The organism is Nocardia arizonensis (assembly GCF_001310275.1).
GTDB classification, from domain to species: domain Bacteria; phylum Actinomycetota; class Actinomycetes; order Mycobacteriales; family Mycobacteriaceae; genus Nocardia; species Nocardia arizonensis.
Genome location: NZ_LGYZ01000002.1, coordinates 26,954 through 43,635 on the forward strand (window position 1 = coordinate 26,954; position 16,682 = coordinate 43,635).

20 protein-coding genes are annotated in these 16,682 nt (G+C 67.2%); 1 reads left to right on the top strand and 19 read right to left on the bottom strand.

Features of this window, described 5'->3' with window-relative positions; all coding sequences use genetic code 11:
- The 19 genes from APZ21_RS00775 to APZ21_RS00865 all read right to left on the bottom strand — a co-directional run bounded on the left by APZ21_RS00775 (position 1) and on the right by APZ21_RS00865 (position 15,542).
- Positions 1 to 321 (bottom strand): DMT family transporter, encoded by a 321-nt coding sequence (locus tag APZ21_RS00775; RefSeq protein ID WP_054811273.1) that lies wholly within the window; start codon positions 319 to 321, stop codon positions 1 to 3.
- A 10-nt stretch (positions 322 to 331) separates the two neighbouring features.
- Entirely contained in the window at positions 332 to 1,774 is a 1,443-nt protein-coding gene (gene argH / locus APZ21_RS00780; protein ID WP_054811274.1) for an argininosuccinate lyase, read from the bottom strand.
- 105 nt (positions 1,775 to 1,879) lie between these two features.
- Positions 1,880 to 3,082: an argininosuccinate synthase gene (locus tag APZ21_RS00785; protein ID WP_054811275.1), complete on the bottom strand. Its 1,203-nt coding sequence runs from the start codon at positions 3,080 to 3,082 to the stop codon at positions 1,880 to 1,882.
- Between the two features lie 376 nt (positions 3,083 to 3,458).
- Positions 3,459 to 3,920: a hypothetical protein gene (locus tag APZ21_RS00790; protein ID WP_156370527.1), complete on the bottom strand. Its 462-nt coding sequence runs from the start codon at positions 3,918 to 3,920 to the stop codon at positions 3,459 to 3,461.
- 76 nt (positions 3,921 to 3,996) lie between these two features.
- Positions 3,997 to 5,214, bottom strand: coding sequence for a DUF6973 domain-containing protein (locus tag APZ21_RS00795; protein ID WP_054811277.1), 1,218 nt, complete (start codon positions 5,212 to 5,214; stop codon positions 3,997 to 3,999).
- The gene (locus APZ21_RS00800; protein WP_054811278.1) at positions 5,211 to 5,513 is read right to left on the bottom strand and encodes a hypothetical protein; all 303 of its coding nucleotides are present in this window, start codon (positions 5,511 to 5,513) and stop codon (positions 5,211 to 5,213) included. The genes APZ21_RS00795 and APZ21_RS00800 overlap by 4 nt, the downstream gene beginning before the upstream one ends.
- Positions 5,514 to 5,516: 3 nt before the next feature.
- On the bottom strand, positions 5,517 to 5,879 hold the full coding sequence (locus APZ21_RS00805; RefSeq protein ID WP_054811279.1) for a YbaB/EbfC family nucleoid-associated protein: 363 nt from the start codon (positions 5,877 to 5,879) through the stop codon (positions 5,517 to 5,519).
- Positions 5,880 to 5,924: 45 nt separating this feature from the next.
- On the bottom strand, positions 5,925 to 6,125 hold the full coding sequence (locus tag APZ21_RS00810) for a hypothetical protein (RefSeq protein WP_054811280.1): 201 nt from the start codon (positions 6,123 to 6,125) through the stop codon (positions 5,925 to 5,927).
- A gap of 118 nt (positions 6,126 to 6,243) precedes the next feature.
- Complete coding sequence (locus tag APZ21_RS00815) at positions 6,244 to 6,558, bottom strand: hypothetical protein (protein WP_054811281.1); 315 nt, start codon at positions 6,556 to 6,558, stop codon at positions 6,244 to 6,246.
- Between the two features lie 3 nt (positions 6,559 to 6,561).
- Positions 6,562 to 7,086, bottom strand: a complete 525-nt coding sequence (locus APZ21_RS00820) for an arginine repressor (RefSeq protein WP_054811282.1) — start codon at positions 7,084 to 7,086, stop codon at positions 6,562 to 6,564.
- 103 nt (positions 7,087 to 7,189) lie between these two features.
- Positions 7,190 to 8,143 carry an ornithine carbamoyltransferase gene (argF, locus tag APZ21_RS00825; protein ID WP_054811283.1) on the bottom strand — a complete coding sequence of 318 codons (954 nt, stop codon included), beginning with the start codon at positions 8,141 to 8,143 and terminating at the stop codon, positions 7,190 to 7,192.
- Complete coding sequence (locus tag APZ21_RS00830) at positions 8,140 to 9,354, bottom strand: acetylornithine transaminase (protein WP_054811284.1); 1,215 nt, start codon at positions 9,352 to 9,354, stop codon at positions 8,140 to 8,142. The genes argF and APZ21_RS00830 overlap by 4 nt, the downstream gene beginning before the upstream one ends.
- A complete protein-coding gene (gene argB / locus APZ21_RS00835) occupies positions 9,351 to 10,322 on the bottom strand; it encodes an acetylglutamate kinase (RefSeq protein WP_054811285.1) in 972 nt (323 codons plus the stop codon). Before argB ends, APZ21_RS00830 begins: the two co-directional genes overlap by 4 nt.
- A complete protein-coding gene (gene argJ, locus APZ21_RS00840; RefSeq protein ID WP_054811286.1) occupies positions 10,319 to 11,530 on the bottom strand; it encodes a bifunctional glutamate N-acetyltransferase/amino-acid acetyltransferase ArgJ in 1,212 nt (403 codons plus the stop codon). The genes argB and argJ overlap by 4 nt, the downstream gene beginning before the upstream one ends.
- On the bottom strand, positions 11,527 to 12,585 hold the full coding sequence (gene argC, locus APZ21_RS00845; RefSeq protein ID WP_054811287.1) for an N-acetyl-gamma-glutamyl-phosphate reductase: 1,059 nt from the start codon (positions 12,583 to 12,585) through the stop codon (positions 11,527 to 11,529). Before argC ends, argJ begins: the two co-directional genes overlap by 4 nt.
- 322 nt (positions 12,586 to 12,907) lie before the next feature.
- Entirely contained in the window at positions 12,908 to 13,357 is a 450-nt protein-coding gene (locus APZ21_RS00850) for a hypothetical protein (RefSeq protein WP_156370529.1), read from the bottom strand.
- A 113-nt stretch (positions 13,358 to 13,470) separates the two neighbouring features.
- Positions 13,471 to 13,914: a hypothetical protein gene (locus APZ21_RS00855; RefSeq protein ID WP_054811289.1), complete on the bottom strand. Its 444-nt coding sequence runs from the start codon at positions 13,912 to 13,914 to the stop codon at positions 13,471 to 13,473.
- Positions 13,911 to 14,984 (bottom strand): P-loop NTPase family protein, encoded by a 1,074-nt coding sequence (locus APZ21_RS00860; protein ID WP_054811290.1) that lies wholly within the window; start codon positions 14,982 to 14,984, stop codon positions 13,911 to 13,913. Before APZ21_RS00860 ends, APZ21_RS00855 begins: the two co-directional genes overlap by 4 nt.
- Positions 14,985 to 15,050: 66 nt before the next feature.
- Positions 15,051 to 15,542, bottom strand: coding sequence for a pyridoxamine 5'-phosphate oxidase family protein (locus APZ21_RS00865; protein WP_054811296.1), 492 nt, complete (start codon positions 15,540 to 15,542; stop codon positions 15,051 to 15,053).
- 58 nt (positions 15,543 to 15,600) lie between these two features.
- Between APZ21_RS00865 and APZ21_RS00870 the strand changes: the two genes are divergently transcribed.
- The gene (locus APZ21_RS00870) at positions 15,601 to 16,590 is read left to right on the top strand and encodes a helix-turn-helix transcriptional regulator (protein WP_443093704.1); all 990 of its coding nucleotides are present in this window, start codon (positions 15,601 to 15,603) and stop codon (positions 16,588 to 16,590) included.
- The last annotated feature ends 92 nt before the right edge of the window (positions 16,591 to 16,682 follow it).

Below are 16,682 nucleotides of genomic sequence, written 5' to 3' on the forward strand. Positions count from 1 at the left end.
TCAGTGCCCGCCCAATTCCAGGGCCAGCACACCGAGGATCACCAAGCCGACACCGCCCACCTGTACCGGGGTGAGGCGTTCGTCCAGGAACAGCGCCCCGATGGCGGCGACCGCGGCCACCCCGATCGCCGACCAGATGCCATACGCCACTCCGATCGGCATACCGCGTTTCAACGCCTGTGACAGGAAGAAGAACGCGGCGCAGTAACCGATCACCACGACGATCGACGGGATGACCTTGCTGAAACCCTCGGACAGTTTCAGCGAGACGGTCGCGGATATCTCGGAGACGATCGCCAGTGCCAGGTACAGAAAGGTCATCGCGGCACAATCACCGGCGCAGCCAGTCGCGCAGTTCCGTGACGCTCGCGCGGACCTCGTCGAGCTGGGCCGCCACCTGAACGCCCGCCGTGCCGCCGCGGGCATTGCGAGAGGCTATAGAACCCCGCACGGTCAGCACCTCGCGCACCCGCGGGGTCAGCGCGGGATCGATGGCGGCGAATTCCTCGTCGGTGAGCGCGTCGAGTCCCACGCCGCGCCCTTCGGCCGCGCGCACGCACGCGCCCGCCGCCTCGTGCGCCACCCGGAACGGAACACCTTGGCGGACAAGCCATTCGGCGATGTCGGTGGCCAGGGTGAAGCCCGCGGGGGCGAGTTCGGCCATGCGCTCGGTGTGGAAGGTGAGGGTGGAGACCAGTCCGGCGATGGCGGGCAGCAGCAGTTCCAGCTGGGCCACCGAGTCGAACAACGGCTCCTTGTCCTCCTGGAGATCGCGGTTGTATGCCAGCGGCTGCGCCTTGAGGGTGGCGAGCAGTCCGGTGAGATTGCCGATGAGCCGGCCCGCCTTGCCGCGGGTGAGTTCGGACACGTCAGGATTCTTCTTCTGCGGCATGATCGAGGAGCCGGTGGACCAGGCGTCGGCCAGGGTGATGTAGCCGAATTCCGGTGTGCTCCAGATGATCACCTCCTCGGCCATCCGACTCAGGTCGACGCCGATCATCGCGAGCACGAAGGCCGCCTCCGCGGCGAAGTCGCGCGCCGAGGTCGCGTCGATCGAATTCGCGGCCGAGGCGGTGAAATCCAGCTCCGCCGCGATCTGCGCCGGATCCAGGCCGAGCGAGGAACCCGCCAGCGCGCCCGACCCGTACGGGGAGATCGCCGCGCGACGGTCGAAATCGCGCAGCCGGTCGATATCGCGGAGCAGCGGATGCGCGTGCGCGAGCAGATGGTGGGCCAGCAGCACCGGCTGCGCGGCCTGGAGATGCGTCTTGCCCGGCATGACCGCATCCGTATGCGCCGCGGCCTGGGCGACCAGCGCGTCCACCACCTCGAGCAGGCCGAAGGCGATCCGGCGGACCGCGTCGCGCAGCCACATGCGGAACAACGTGGCGACCTGGTCGTTGCGGGACCGTCCGGCGCGCAGCCTGCCACCGAGTTCGGCACCGACGCGCTCGATGAGCCCACGCTCCAGCGCGCCGTGCACGTCCTCGTCGGAGTCTTGCGGACCGAACGCGCCCGAGGCCACGTCGGCGGCCAATCGATCCAGCCCCGCGAGCATGTCCGACAGGTCGGAATCCGACAGCAACGCCGCCTTGTGCAGCACCCGGGCGTGTGCCTTGGAGGCGCGGATGTCATAGGGCGCGAGCGCCCAGTCGAACTGCGTGGACTTGCTCAGCGCCGCCATCGCCGCCGCGGGCCCCGAGGCGAATCGACCACCCCACAGCGCGCCTTCGTTCGTGCCGTGCCCGGTCGATTGCTCGCCGCCGGATGTCATGGGTGGGCTCTCTCCTCGCCGGTGGGGTTTTCGGTGATCGAGTTCGTGCGGACGCTCCGCACGGGTGTGGCCCGGACGCATGTCGCGCGCCGGGCCCGGGACGCGCTACTTCTGGTTGAGGTCGCGCCGCGCGGCGACCTTGGAGGACAGCCCGTGGATCTGGACGAAGCCCTTGGCCAGCGACTGGTCGAAGGTGTCACCCTCGTCGTAGGTCGCCAGGTTGAAATCGTAGAGCGACTGCTCGGAGCGACGGCCGTTGACCACCGCGGAACCGCCGTGCAGCACCATGCGTATCTCGCCGGTGACATGCTGTTGGGTGTCCTGGACGAACGCGTCGAGCGCGCGCTTGAGCGGGGAGAACCACAGGCCGTCGTAGGCCAGCTCGCCCCAGCGCTGCTCGACCTGCCGCTTGTAGCGGCCGAGTTCACGTTCGATGGTGACGTTCTCCAGCGCCTGGTGGGCGGTGATGAGGGCGATGGCGCCCGGCGCCTCGTAGATCTCGCGGCTCTTGATGCCCACCAACCTGTCCTCGACCATGTCGAGGCGGCCGACGCCCTGCCGTCCGGCTCGGTGGTTCAGTTCCACGATGGCCTCGAGCACGCTGACCGCGCGGCCGTCGATGGCGACCGGAACGCCCTTGTCGAAGGTGACGATCAGCTCGTCGGGCGCCTCGAAGTTGACGGTGGGGTCGACGGTGTAGTCGTAGACATCCTTGGTCGGCGCGTTCCACAGATCCTCGAGGAAGCCGGTCTCGACGGCACGGCCCCACACGTTCTGGTCGATGGAGAACGGCGACTTCTTGGTGACATTGATCGGCAGCCGGTTCTCCTCGGCGAAGGCGATGGCCTTCTCCCGAGTCCAGGCGTAGTCGCGCACCGGCGCGATCACCCTCAGGTCCGGCGCGAGCGCGCCGATACCGACCTCGAACCGGACCTGGTCGTTGCCCTTGCCGGTGCAGCCGTGCGCGACGGTGCTCGCGCCGTGGAACTTCGCCGCTTCCACCAGATGCTTGACGATCAACGGCCTGCTGATGGCCGACACCAGCGGATACTGCCCCATGTACATGGCGTTGGCCTGGATGGTGGGCAAGCAGTACTCGTCGGCGAACTCGTCGCGCGCGTCGACCACGATCGCCTCGACCGCGCCGCAGTCGAGCGCGCGCCGGCGCACCACGTTCATGTCCTCGCCGCCCTGCCCCAGGTCGATGGCGACCGCCACGACCTCGGCGCCGGTCTCCTTGCCGATCCAGCTGATGGCGACAGAGGTGTCAAGCCCACCGGAGTAGGCGAGTACGACGCGATCGGACATAGTCTGTGTGCTCCTAGTTCGTGCGGTGTCATCGGCATAAGGGGCGGGCATCCGAAGATGTCCTGGTCGGCGCGGTGGACGGCCAGCCGGTCGCGTCGGCGGGTCGGGCGGCTCGCACCCGTCTACAAATGATTATGCATGTCTATGCAATCTCATTCACAATCGGGTCGACCTTCGGTCCCGGTCCTACCCCGCGCCGCCGAACGAGCGCTGCGAGCAGACTACTGCGCCACCTGCCGTGAACGCACCGGACAAGGCACCCCGAGCGGCACCGTCACGCGCGAAGAGCGCCCCTGTCCCTCGACCTCAACCGGCACGCGCCGTAACAGCGATACGAAGCGCGAATCGTCGGTCACCGATCGCGACAGTCGCCCACCTACTCGGGTGCGAGTTTCTTGCCCCCGGTGCCGACGAGCGGTGTATCCGAAAGAATCTGGTCTCGTCCTCGAAAGTCGAAGGGGCGTTGGCCGGGTTCGAACCAGGGAGTTATCTGAATCGGCTGATTTCCGTTGAGGAATAGGTAATAGCCATATCGTGGGCGGCCGTAGTCGGAGTCACTCATCTCCGACAGCCCCTTCCAACAGACGCCGGAGGTGCCTGCGCGACGATCGAGTTCGGCGGCGGTGGTTTGCTGCGGCACATCGACGATGCGATCGAAGCCGTCCTGCCAGCCCGCGGATCGCGCCAGGTCACGGAGCGTCGTCGGCGTACCCGCGGCAGCGGCGGCGATCGCACCATCGGCGAACCGAGACAGGGAACCCAACGGTTCGGCATTCTTATTAAAACTGAACTCCGACGCGCACGCCGCGGTCTTGTTCTTCCCGTCGGGCGACGCCACGGGCGTGCATCCCGCGTTGGCGACCGCGGCGGCGGCGATCAGGGCCAGGAGAACCGGGACTCGTCCACTCACGGAATCACTTCTTTCCAGGCAATGGAATGCCAACACCCGGCGCGAGCCCGGTATTGCCTTCGGGAATGTTGCTGAATGCCAGCTTCGGCGAATGCTCCGCACCGTTGGCGTCCTTGGTTTCCAGCACCACCAGCGTGCCCTTGTCGATCTCGCTCTTGATGATCTGCTGCAACTCGGCCGGGCTCGCATTCGGATTTGCCAGCGCGATCTGGCGACCGCGTTCATTGTTGTACAGGTCCATCGCTTCGCGTTGCGGGACGTTTCCGGCCGACTTCTCGTGCGCCGTACCATACTCCTTCGTCCAGTCCTCGCCGAACTGCTGCGTCATCAAGGCATTCCAGTAGGCGTGCCGGAACGCATCGCCTTGGCCGTCCGCCGTCGACGCGGGGAAAGTCGATTCCGCCGCGGCCATCGCTTCCGAGGAGAGCTTGAAGTGCTCACCTACGGCTTCGGGGCCCTGGGTGAGGAGAAGGGTCTTCATCGCCGACATTTCCTCGGGCGTCAACATCGACGGGTTGACGTCCGGATACTTCAGTCGAATCAGCTCGAGCTCCAACCCGGTCGGCCAGAGTTCGGCGGCCGTGGACGAGACGTCCGTCTGGTAGTTCTTCAGGATCTCGTCCAGCTGTGGATTGCCGGTTTCCAGCGACTTCGCGACTCCGGCCTTCACGGAGTCGGGGAGCAGTTCGAGGAAGCGGACGAGTTGTTCGGCGCCTTCTTGGTCGTCGCGCTGAACAGCATCCAGCGCCCCCTTGATCGATGACGACAGCCGAGACGTCTCGAATTCCTTCGCCAGAACGGCCGCGGCGCCCATCGGCCAGTAGTCGCGGGATGTTTCGGCGTTCGATTTGCGTGACCGCACCGTGCCGTCGTCCTGCACGAAGAGATCCCAGCGCGACGCTTCCGCCGAGGCGATTCCCGCCTTGATCGTGGCTATGTTCATGGCGATGTCCTCGGCCAGTGATGCGGTCTTCGTTGCCATCTGCGCCAACACATCAGCCGTGCCGACGAGTTCGTTCCGGTCGGATTGTCCTCGTACCCGAGCCGCGTCGCCCGCCGAACCTTTGAAGTAGTCGATCGACCGCGAAATCTTGCTCTCCGCGGATTTTGCTTCGGCTTCCAGGATGTCCGAGCAGGACGCCATCCGAACAGCGGCCTGTGCCATGTGCGCCGTATCCCATTCGATAACGGTCGGCACAGTGAGCAGGTCGATCCCTGTCATCTGGGCTCCAGTCGGTTCATTTGATCCCCCGTCGCCTTATCCAATTCCTCTTGCAGCGCGGCAACGTAATCGGTATCCGTACAGAAGTTACGCAGAGCCGTCGTATGGTATTTGACAACCGTATCGAGCGCCTGCAGCGACTCTTGCAGTTTGGTCGCCAGATTGGATTTCTTCATGAAGCGCCGAGCATTGTCGCGCTGCTCACCGACGATAGGCGAGACGGCATCGATGGCATCCGCATTGAGCCGAACGTCATTCGCCATCTCCCGCATTCTGGCGGGATCGATCTCGAACGACATCCGTCATCCTCGCCTGATATGCGAAGGTATATAACCGAATTCGCCCGAACCGCTGTCCTCGACGATACTCTCCCGCGCGGAACGTCGGTCCGCCACGGACTCTTCCGGCGGAGGAAGCGCCTCGAAGAGGTCGACCACTTTCGCCTCGACCGCGTTCATCGCGGCCCTGTGCCGATCGGTGATGAGACTCGCCAACGCGTCCGGGCCATTGTCCATCGCGTAGTCGGCGAGGTACAGGTGGGTGATTCGGCCGCTGGGGTCGGTCTCGATGGCGACGCTACCGTCGACGGCGCGGGCCGATCCGCGTAATTCGGCCAGACGCTTGTTGATTCGATCGATCTCGTCCTGAGCGGCGTCGACGCCCATCCCACTTCCCCCAACTGCCGGAATACATTCGGCGGACAGTGTATATCAGCCGTCGCGCCGGCCCGTCCCAGCGCATGAGACCGAGCGAAAGCGCATCGCCCACGATGGCATCGGCATCCGCCCCTCGAGGTGGTTGTCGTCGGCATACCACGATATCTCGAAATGCGCGGCGGCCATCCGCTGCTGGATGCCGGCCAGACTGTCTTCATCGAGTTCGGTCAGATCGACCCGAAACGGTTCGACCATGAATCGTCTCCCCCGAGATCTACGGCAAATCGAGTGAACTGGTGTATGTGGCCCGATCGGTATCGAGCCGGGCATCCGTTATCGACCTCGTCACACCGCACGGCCACCGTGGCGGCGGTCAATACCCCTTCGCCTGAACCTTTTTCAGGCGCGCGCGGGAGTCGTCGAGGCGGTCGGCGAGGGCGAGGTAGCGGTCGGACCATCCGCTGCCGATGGCGATTTCGCAGAGTGGGCCCGTCGGGGCGAAGGTGAACGACAGGTCCCGCAGGCGGGTGTGGTCGCCTCGGCGCAGGCGGGCGGTGTGGTCTTCGATGTCGGAGACGAGTTCCTCGGTGTCGGCATAGGTGGCCTGCCACATCATGTCCTGGTCCACGGCGCGGACGATGCTCAGCACGTCCGCGAGTATCGCGATGATCTCCTCGGCTGGGGTCACGGGTCAGGCGAGTTCTTCGATCTTGGCGGCGAGTTCGGCGCCGGTGAGGGGTTCGCGGGCGATGACCGCGATGGTGTCGTCGCCCGCGATGGTGCCGACGATGAAGGGCAGGGCGGCGCGGTCCAGGGCGCTGGCGAGATAGTGTGCCGCGCCGGGCGGGGTGCGCAGGACGGCGATATTGCCGCTGCAATCGGTGGAGACCAGTAGGTCGCCGAGGAGTTTGGAGAGGCGGCCGGTGCCGCCGGTGACTCCGCGCACCGGACTGCCGTCCTCGGGGACGACGTAGACCCCGGCTCCGCCGTCGGCGGCGCGCAACTTCACGGCGCCGAGTTCGTCGAGGTCGCGCGACAGGGTGGCCTGCGTGGTCTCGATACCCTCGGCGGCGAGCAGGGCCGCCAATTCGGTCTGGCTGCGCACCGAATGGGCGGACAGCAGTTCGACGATGCGGGACTGGCGCCCGGCGCGGGTGCGGGCGATGGCCGCGCCCTTGGTGTTCGTGGTTCTGCCGGTTTCCGGCTGCACGGTCATGGCCGCACCTCGCCGCGGCGACGGCTCCGAGTCCGAATATCCGGCGATGCCGCGAGACCGGGACCGCCGCCCCGTTCTCGCCGCGCGCTAGCGGTTCCCTCGCTCACCGGGCGTCACCGCGTCGCTTGGCCAGTAACCACACCAGCAGCGCCTTCTGGGCGTGCAGCCGGTTCTCGGCCTCGTCCCATACCGCGCTGCGCGGACCGTCGATCACCTCGTCGGTGATCTCCTCGCCGCGATGGGCCGGAAGGCAGTGCAGGACAACGGCATCGGGCCGCGCCGCGGCCAGCAGGTCGGTGTCGAGCCGGAACGGGCGGAACGGGCCGACCCGGTCGAGGCCGTCGTTCTCCTGTCCCATCGAGGTCCAGGTGTCGGTGACGAGCGCGTGCGCGCCCGCGGCGGCGGAGATCGGATCGCCGCAGACCCTGACGGCGGCCCCGGTTTCGGCGGCCCGTTTGCGCGCCGCCTCGAGAATCCACGGCTGCGGTTCGAAGCCCCCGGGTGCGGCGATGGTCACGTTGAGACCCGCGGTCACACCGCCGAGCAACAGCGAATGCGCCATGTTGTTCGCACCGTCGCCGAAATAGGTGAGATCGCGGCCCGCGAGGTCGCCCAGGCGTTCGCGCAGGGTCAGCAGATCGGCGAGCACCTGACAGGGATGGAATTCGTTGGACAGCGCGTTCACCACCGGAACCGTTGCCGCGGCGGCCATCTCGTCGAGCCGCACCTGTTCGAAGGTGCGCCACACGATGGCGTCGACGTAGCGGGAGAGCACCCGGCCGGTGTCGCCGAGGGTCTCCTCGCGGCCGAGCTGGGTGTCACGGCCGTCGACCACCACCGCGTGCCCGCCGAGTTGGGCGATACCCATCTCGAAGGAGAACCGCGTGCGAGTGGAGTTCTTCTCGAAGATCACACCGACCCCGCGCGGCCCCTCCAGCGGCCGACGCGAGAACGGCGCCTTCTTGAGTTCGGCTGCCAGCGTGAGAATCTCGTCCTGTTCGGCCGGGGAAATATCGTCGTCACGCAGAAAGTGCCGCACCCCGCTCCCGTCGCTCATGCCGTGGTTCCCTTCGCATCGTCGGCGGCGCCGTCCAGGATCTCGGGCAGGTCGGCCACGAAATTGTCGGACTGGGTCTCGGTGAGCACCAGCGGCGGCGCCAGCCTGATGATATTCGGCTTCGGCGCGTTGACCAGATAGCCCGCGGCCCTGGCCCGACTCTCGACCTCGGCCGAGATATCGCGATTCAGAACGATGCCGAGCAGCAGACCGGCCCCGCGCACGTGGTCGATCAGCGGATGTTCGAGCAGTTCGATACCGTCGCTGAGCCGCTTGCCCACCGATTCCACGTGCGCGAGCAACCCCTCCTGGTCGATGGTGCGCAGCACCGCCAGCGCCGCCGCCGCGCATACCGCGTTGCCGCCGAAGGTGGTGCCGTGCAATCCGGGGGTGAGCAGGTCGGCGGCCCGGCCGGTGGCCAACACCGCGCCGATCGGCAGTCCGCCGCCGAGGCCCTTGGCCAGGGTGATGACATCGGGGACGATGCCCGAGGCATGGTGGGCGTAGAACTTGCCGGTGCGCCCGATACCGGTCTGCACCTCGTCCAGTACCAGCAGCGCGCCGTTGCGCGCGGTGATATCCCTCGCTTTGACCAGGTAGTCCATCGGTGGCACCACCACGCCGCTCTCCCCCATCATGGGTTCGAGGAACACCGCGGCGGTGTCGTCGTCGACCGCGGCCTCGAGTGCGGCCGCGTCACCGTAGGGGATGTGCACGACGCCGGGCGGCATGGGTTCGAACGGGGCGCGCTTGGCGGGTTGCCCCGTCAACGCCAGCGCGCCCATGGTGCGGCCGTGGAACGCCTCCTCGCAGGCGATGATCTTGTGCCGACCGGTCAGCCGGGCCATCTTGAACGCGGCCTCGTTGGCCTCGGTGCCGGAATTGCAGAAGAAGGCCCGGCCGTGGCCGTCGCCGAATTCGCCGTCGCCGAAGTGGGCGAGCAACCGTTCGGCGAGTTCGACGACCGGCTCGTTGACGTAGAGATTCGAGGTGTGCCCGAGCGTGCCGAGTTGCTGGGTGACCGCCTCCAGGATGGCCGGATGGCCGTGGCCGAGGCTGTTGACCGCGATACCGCCGAGGAAGTCGAGGTAGCGCTTGCCGTCGGCGTCGTAGACGACCGCACCCGCGCCGCGCACCAGCGCGACCTTCGGGGTGCCGTAGTTCTTCATCAGCGCCGCGGACCAGCGCCGCTGTAGATCTTCTGTACTCATTCGTCGACTCCGTTCAGCTCGGGTCCGGCGACCGTGCGGTTGGTCTCGTTGACTCGTTCACTCGTGACCGGCGTCACCATAGTGCCGATGCCCTCACCGGTGAACAGTTCCAGCAGTACCGAATGCGGGACGCGTCCGTCGATGACGTGCGCCGTCGGCACACCCGCGAGCACCGCGCGCAGACACGCCTCCATCTTCGGCACCATGCCCTCGTCCAGGCTCGGCAGCAGCGCGGCGAGCGCGGCGGTGTCGATACTGCTGGTCAGCGAGGAGCGATCCGGCCAGTCGGTGTAGAGGCCCTCGACATCGGTGAGGATCACCAGCTTCTCCGCGCCGATGCCCTCGGCGAGCGCGGCGGCCGCGGTGTCGGCGTTGATGTTGTGCACCACGCCGTCGGCGTCCGGGGCGATGGTGGAGACCACCGGGATCCGTCCGGCCCCGATGAGGTCGAGCACCGCCGCCGAATTCACCGTGGTCACATCGCCGACCAGACCGATATCGGTCGGCAGGCCGTCCACGTCGACGGTGCGGCGGGTGGCGGTGAACAGGTGCGCGTCCTCACCGGAGATGCCGACCGCGTAGGGGCCGTGCGCGTTGATCAGCCCGACCAGTTCGCGGCCGACCTGACCGAACAGCACCATCCGCACCACATCCATGACCTCGGGTGTGGTGACCCGGAATCCGCCGCGGAATTCCCCTTGCAGCCCAAGCCTTTTCAGCATCGCGCTGATCTGCGGGCCGCCGCCGTGCACCACCACCGGATGCACGCCGACGGTGCGCAGGAAGGCCATATCCGCGGCGAAGGCGCGTTTGAGCTCGTCGTCGACCATGGCGTTGCCGCCGTATTTCACGACCACGATCTTGTCGCGGAACTTCTGCAACCAGGGCAGCGCGCCCGCGAGGACGTGTGCCTTGTCGAGGGCCGAGAGTTCGTGCAGCAGTTGACCCGTCGCGGTGTCGCCGGTCATGAGCTGTAGGCCGAGTTCTCTTCGACGTACCCGTGTGAGAGGTCGGTGGTGCGCACCGTCGCGGTTCCGTCGCCGAGTCCGAGGTCGATACGCACCTCGATATCCGTGCCGGACAGATCGACCTGGCGCGCGCCCGGCGCACCGACGCCGTCGACGCACACCGGTTTACCGTTGAACGACACCGAGATTCGGTCCGGCTCCAGGGTGACGGGCGCGATGCCGACGGCCGCCAGCACCCGGCCCCAGTTCGGGTCGGAACCGAATAGCGCGGTCTTGACCAGCGAGTCGCGCGCGACGGCGCGGGCGGCGACGAGCGCCTCGTCCTCGTCGACGGCGCCCGCGACGGTGATGTGCACCCGCTTGGTAACGCCCTCGGCGTCGCCCATCAACTGCTCGGCCAGATCGTCGCAGACCGCGAGCACCGCGGCGTCGAGGTCGTCCTGGGCGGGCGTCATGCCGCTGGCGCCGCTGGCCAGCAGGAGAACGGTGTCATTGGTGGAGCAGGAGCCGTCGACGTCGAGCCGGTCGAAGGTCAGGCGGGTGGCCTTGCGCAGCGCGCTGTCCAACTGGGCGGCCGAGGCGACGGCGTCGGTGGTGAGGACCACGAGCATGGTTGCCAGCGAGGGCGCGAGCATGCCCGCGCCCTTGGCCATTCCGCCGACATTCCATCTGTCGTGATGGTGGAAGGCGGCCTCCTTGGGCACGGTGTCGGTGGTCATGATGGCGTGGGCGGCGTCGAGGCCGCCGGAGAGGCCGCCGCCCATCTCGTGCACGATCTCGGTGACCGCTGGGACCAGCTTGTCCATCGGCAGCCGGTCGCCGATCAGGCCGGTCGAGCACACCGCGATCTCGCCCGCACCGGTCTCGGTGCCCCAATTGCTCAGCGCCGCGGCCAGTTCCTCTGCGGTGCGGTGGGTGTCCTGGAAGCCGCCCGGTCCGGTGCAGGCGTTGGCGCCACCGGAATTGAGGATGACCGCCCGCAACCGACCCGAGGTCAGCACCTGCTGCGACCACAGCACCGGGGCGGCCTTGACCTTGTTGCGGGTGAACACGCCCGCCGCCGCGTACTCGGGGCCCTCGTTGAAAACCAGTGCCAGATCGGGTTTTCCGCTCGCCTTGATCCCAGCGGCGATACCCGCGGCGCGGAAACCGAGCGGGGCGGTCACGCCCTGGGTCCGCACCAGCCTGCCGCTCTCGACTGTCGTCACGGTGCCACTCCTACGGTGGAAAGTCCTTCGGCCTCATCGAATCCGAGAGCCAGATTCATGGATTGCACCGCGGCGCCCGCGGTGCCCTTGGTCAGGTTGTCGACGGCGCCGATCACCACGAGTAGGCCGGCGTCGGCGTCCACGGTCACCTGGAGGGTGATGGCGTTGGAACCGAGTACCGAACCCGTCTGCGGCAGTGCGCCTTCGGGCAGCAGATGCACGAAAGGCTCATTCGCGTACGCCTTCTCGTAGACAGCGCGCGCCTGCGCGGCGTCGACCCGCACCGGCGCGGTACAGGTCGCCAGTATGCCGCGCGGCATGGGCGCGAGGACCGGGGTGAACGACACCGAGACCGGCGCGCCGTTCGCGGCCGCGAGATTCTGAGCTATCTCCGGGGTGTGCCGGTGCGCGCCCGCGATGTTGTAGGCGCGCACCGAGCCCATGACTTCGGAGCCGAGCAGGCCGACATCGAGTTTGCGCCCCGCGCCCGAGGTGCCGCTCACCGCGACGACCCGCACGGCGGGTTCGACGATGCCCGCGGCGAGCGCGGGCGCGAGCGCCACACTGGCCACGGTGGGATAGCAGCCGGGCACGGCGATGCGCCGCGCACCGCGTAGGGCGTCACGGCCGCCCGGCAGCTCGGGCAGACCGTAGGGCCAACTTCCCGCGTGCTCGGTACCGTAGTACCTGGTCCACGCGCCCGCGTCGCGCAGCCGGAAGTCGGCGCCGCAATCGATGATCACGGTCGACTCCGGCAGGGTCGCGGCCAGCGCCGCGGACCGGCCGTGCGGCAGTCCGAGGAACACCACGTCGTGTCCGGCGAGTTCCTCGGCGGTGGTCGGCGCCAGCACGCGATCGGCCAGCGGTAGCAGGTGCGGCTGGTGCTCGCCCAGCGTGCTGCCCGCGTTCGCGCCCGCGGTGAGCGCGCCGATCTCCAGGCGACCGTCGCGCAGGCGAGGATGGCCGAGCAGCAGGCGCAGCACTTCACCGCCCGCGTACCCGCTCGCTCCGGCAACGGCAACCCGCACGCGGGTCTCGTCCGAGGAATCAACCATGAAATGATTATGCACGACTGTGCAAGCTCATTCACGAATGGGGGCGCGTCGCTCGGCGTTTCCCCAGGACACACCCGAATCGGACACGCCATCCGCTCGACTCCACCCGCAGGCGTCGCGCCGACGAAGCCCGACCCGACCGTACGCGCACGCGGCGCGGCGGGGCCGTTCCCACCGCGGGGCCGCCGCGGGTTGATGAGTGCCCATTCGGTAGGTCGTCACACTCTTCGGAACGGCGCCGACCGTGCTCCTGGGGGCTGCACCGGCTCCGTCGGCGACCAAGGGCAGTGCTGTGGCGTCACCCTGGTAGACGCGGTTCCGGTCAGGTGCCGGACAGCTGTCTTGTCAGGTTCACGAGGAATTGGGCGGCTTTTTGCTTCTTCTCGTCGGTGAGGCGCAAGGGCCCGCCCGCGGTGTTCGTGGTCTCGTTCTCGATGTAGAGGCGGACATTCCATTCGTTGACGCGGGTCGCGAAGCGGATTTGGCTGGAAGGGTTGAGCGGATCGGCGGTGCGGTCGCGCACCCAGACGGAGACGCCCAGGACGGTGCTCTGCTCGAAGCCGGGAACACCTTCGGTCGGGTCGTCGTCCTCGGGTGCATGACGCGACTCGACCCAGCCTGCCGGTTTGCCGCCCTGCACAACCTGGCATATCCCGCTGATGGTTATCGTCGAGGACTCGTCCTTGGACACCGGGATGGTTTGCAGTGCCCGTGCGTGTAGTTCTTCGGTGAAGAACTGTTTCAGCGAGGCGCACAACTCTCCTTGAGTCATGGCTGCTCGATCTGTCGTAGGCGGTGGTGCCGAGGGCGACGGTGCGGGGGAGCACCCGAATATCGGCAGGGTGAATATCACCGCCGCGACGGCTACGGGTACGGAGATACGTGTCATGGTGTGATCACCGCCGTATTGCCGATTTCCCAGTCGGATTTGTCCCCGTCCAGGGTGGTTCCATCACCGATGGCGCCACGCACATCATCGAGCGCCGAAGATCCGGCCGATGCGTAGACGTCCTTCTGCACGGCGGGTGGCCATTTGTTGTTCGGGAGTCCCACCTGGATCGATGTGTTCTGTGCGATCCGATTCCCCTCGATCATATTGTCGACCGCGCTATTCGCCATGGATTCGACGATGTCGGTGACGAAGCTGTTGATCGCGGCCGCCGCCGTGGCGAGATCAGCGAGTGAGGATATGGGTCCCCATGGCAGGTTGAACACGGCCTTGGCGAAGTCCGTGACTATCCCGGTGACCTTTTCGACCAGCTCTTGTGTTTTGGTCGCCAGGTCTCCGTAGAGTGTCATCTCCGCTTTGGCGACGTTTTCGAGACTCACCGCGATCTCCTCGCAGACCTTCGGCAGGTTCGCGAATGCTTTTGCCTGCCCGTACGCACGTGTTGCAGGAATCGTTCCAGGATGGCTTCGGGTGAAACGAGATCGGCGGCGCCCGCCCCGGCCGCGCGAGCGCGCGCGTCGATCGCCAGATGCAGATAGAACGGCACACCCGCACTCGACACGGCGATAGCGCGGCGCTCGGCGGCATCATCGACACCCGCCGAATCGAGCAGTTCGTATCGCGCCTCCATGGGTAGGTCGTCGACCCGGCACACCCGCACCCGGGTCACCCATTCCCTATCGTGACGCTCCCAGCCGAGTGGTTCCCGGCTCGCGACCACCACGAGCCCGGTATCCAGCTGCGCGACCACATCACGCAGCCAGGCATCCGACGCCGCGGCCCGACCCTCGCGGTCGGTACCGCCCATCAACGCCTCGTACGCGTCGAGGAATACGACATACGGCTTCTTGTTCGCCGTACCGATTTTCAGATCCTCGACGAAAAGGTAGGAGACCGCGGCCTCCAACGCCGCGAGGCCGAGCTGATCGAGTTCTTGCAGCACCGCATCGTGACGAATCCTGTGCGTGCGAATCGTCCGGCGCGCACCGGTGTCGAGCAATCGGGTGGCCGTGCCGAATACCGGAATCCCGGTCGCGTCGTTGAGGATTTCGGTCAGGATCTCGCTGTGCTGCGCCAAGGCCGGTGAATCGAATCCGAGGCGTAGATGCGGATGCATCCGCTGCCACAGCACGGCGCAGGCGATGTCGAACCGGTGGAATTTGATCTTCTGCCGGCCGAACTGCATACGCAGCGCGGCCAGGCCGTCGGCCGCCTGACGCTGACTCGGCACCTGTAGGTCGAGCACCGCGGCGGGATGCTTCTTGTCGACGCGCGCACGCAATTCGGCGATCAGCCGCGATTTGCCGATGCCGCCCACACCGCTGAGCAGCATGACCCGCGGATGTTCGGCGGCCTCGGCGAGCAGTTCGTCGAACATCGCTAGCACCGGCGTCCGGTCGACGAACGGGCGGCGGGTGGCTCCGGGTTGGAACCGTGCGGTCAGCACCATGGTCGTATCCCCCTCGGACGAATCCGCCACGATTCTGTCAGAGGTGCCGCCGGAAAGCAGGGCCGGTCAATGTTTTTCGACTACGTGTTCGCCTTTGCCGGGAGTCCAGATGGTGATGCGGAGGTGGTCGTCGGTCACTTCCACGGTGGAGGCGCCGGTGAGGGTGGCCGTGAAGTAGTGGTCGAATTCCTGGTCTCGGATATCGAAGCCGGTCTCTTCGAACAAAGCCTGGGCGAAGCGGCGGTGTACGGATATGTCGGGGATGTCGGTGACGGTGCCGAAGAGTTTGGCGTCGCCGTCGCCGACCATGGGGTCGACGGTGGCGGTGTGCAGGCAGAATCGCGGGTCGCGGGCGAGATCGTGGAATTTGGTGGTGTCGGGCATACCGGCTATCACCAGGTCGCCTTCGAAGACACGGGGTTCGACGGGGCTGATGCGTGGGCTGCCGTCGGCGCGCAGGGTGGCGAGCATGCAGAGGTTGCCGGTGGCGCGGTGGCGGCGAATGAAGACCTCCGAGATGGTCGGGGCCTGCTCGGTGAACTCGCTCCATGTGGTCATGTCTCGACGGTAGGCGGTGAACCTGTCATCTTCTGTCATGTTTGCCGGATAGTGTCGAATGGTGCGTGCGAGCCGGTTGGTGCAGTTGCTGTTGATCCTGCAGACGCGGGGCAAGGTGACCGCGCCCGAGTTGGCCGACGAGCTCGAGGTGTCGGTGCGGACGGTGTATCGAGATGTGGAGGCGCTGTCGGCGGCGGGGGTTCCGGTGTTCGGCGAAGCGGGGCGGGCGGGCGGCATCCGGCTGGTCGACGGCTACCGCACGCGGTTGACCGGATTGACCGCCGACGAGGCCGACGCGGTGCTGCTCACCGGTCTGCCGCACGCCGCCGCCGATCTCGGCCTCGGCACCGTGCTGGCCACCGCGCAATTGAAGATGCTGGCCGCGCTGCCGCCGGAACTGCGCGGGCGCGCCACCCGCATCGCCGAACGGGTCCACGTCGACGCCCCCGGCTGGTTCCACCGCCCCGACGAAACCCCCACCCTGGCGACCATCACGGACGCCCTGTGGCGCGATCGCCGACTATCGGTGCGCTACGCCCGCCGCGACCGAACCGTTGACCGCACCCTCGACCCGCTCGGCCTGGTTCTCAAGGCGGGCACCTGGTATCTGGTGGCCCGTCACCGCACCGATATCCGCTCCTACCGTGTCGGCCGCATCGACGCGGCCCAACCACTCGACGAAACCTTCACCCGTCCCGATGGTTTCGATCTGTCCGTGCACTGGGCGACGGCGCGGGAAGAGTTCGCGCGATCGATGCTGCGGGTGCGGGCCGACTGCCGCGTCGACCGGGCGCACCTCGGTCTGCTGCGCCTGGGCTTCGATCCCTTCGCCGTCGGCGAGGCCGAGGCGACGATGTCGCAACCCGACGCCGATGGCCGGGTGCGTATCGACATCGCCGCCGAGTCGTATCCGGTTCTCCTGCACGGCATTCTGCTGCTCGGCGAATACGCGGAAGTGCTCGGCCCGCCCGAGGTGCGGGCGCGCATGGCCGAGATCACCGCGGCGATGGCGAAGCGCTACGCCGATCCGCCGAACGGGGCGGGCTGACGATTCGGGGAGGCATCGCTCGCCGGGGTGGCCGAGCGATGCACCGGCTAGTACTCCAGCCGTAGTTCGTGACCAGGCCGACGGCCTGGTCA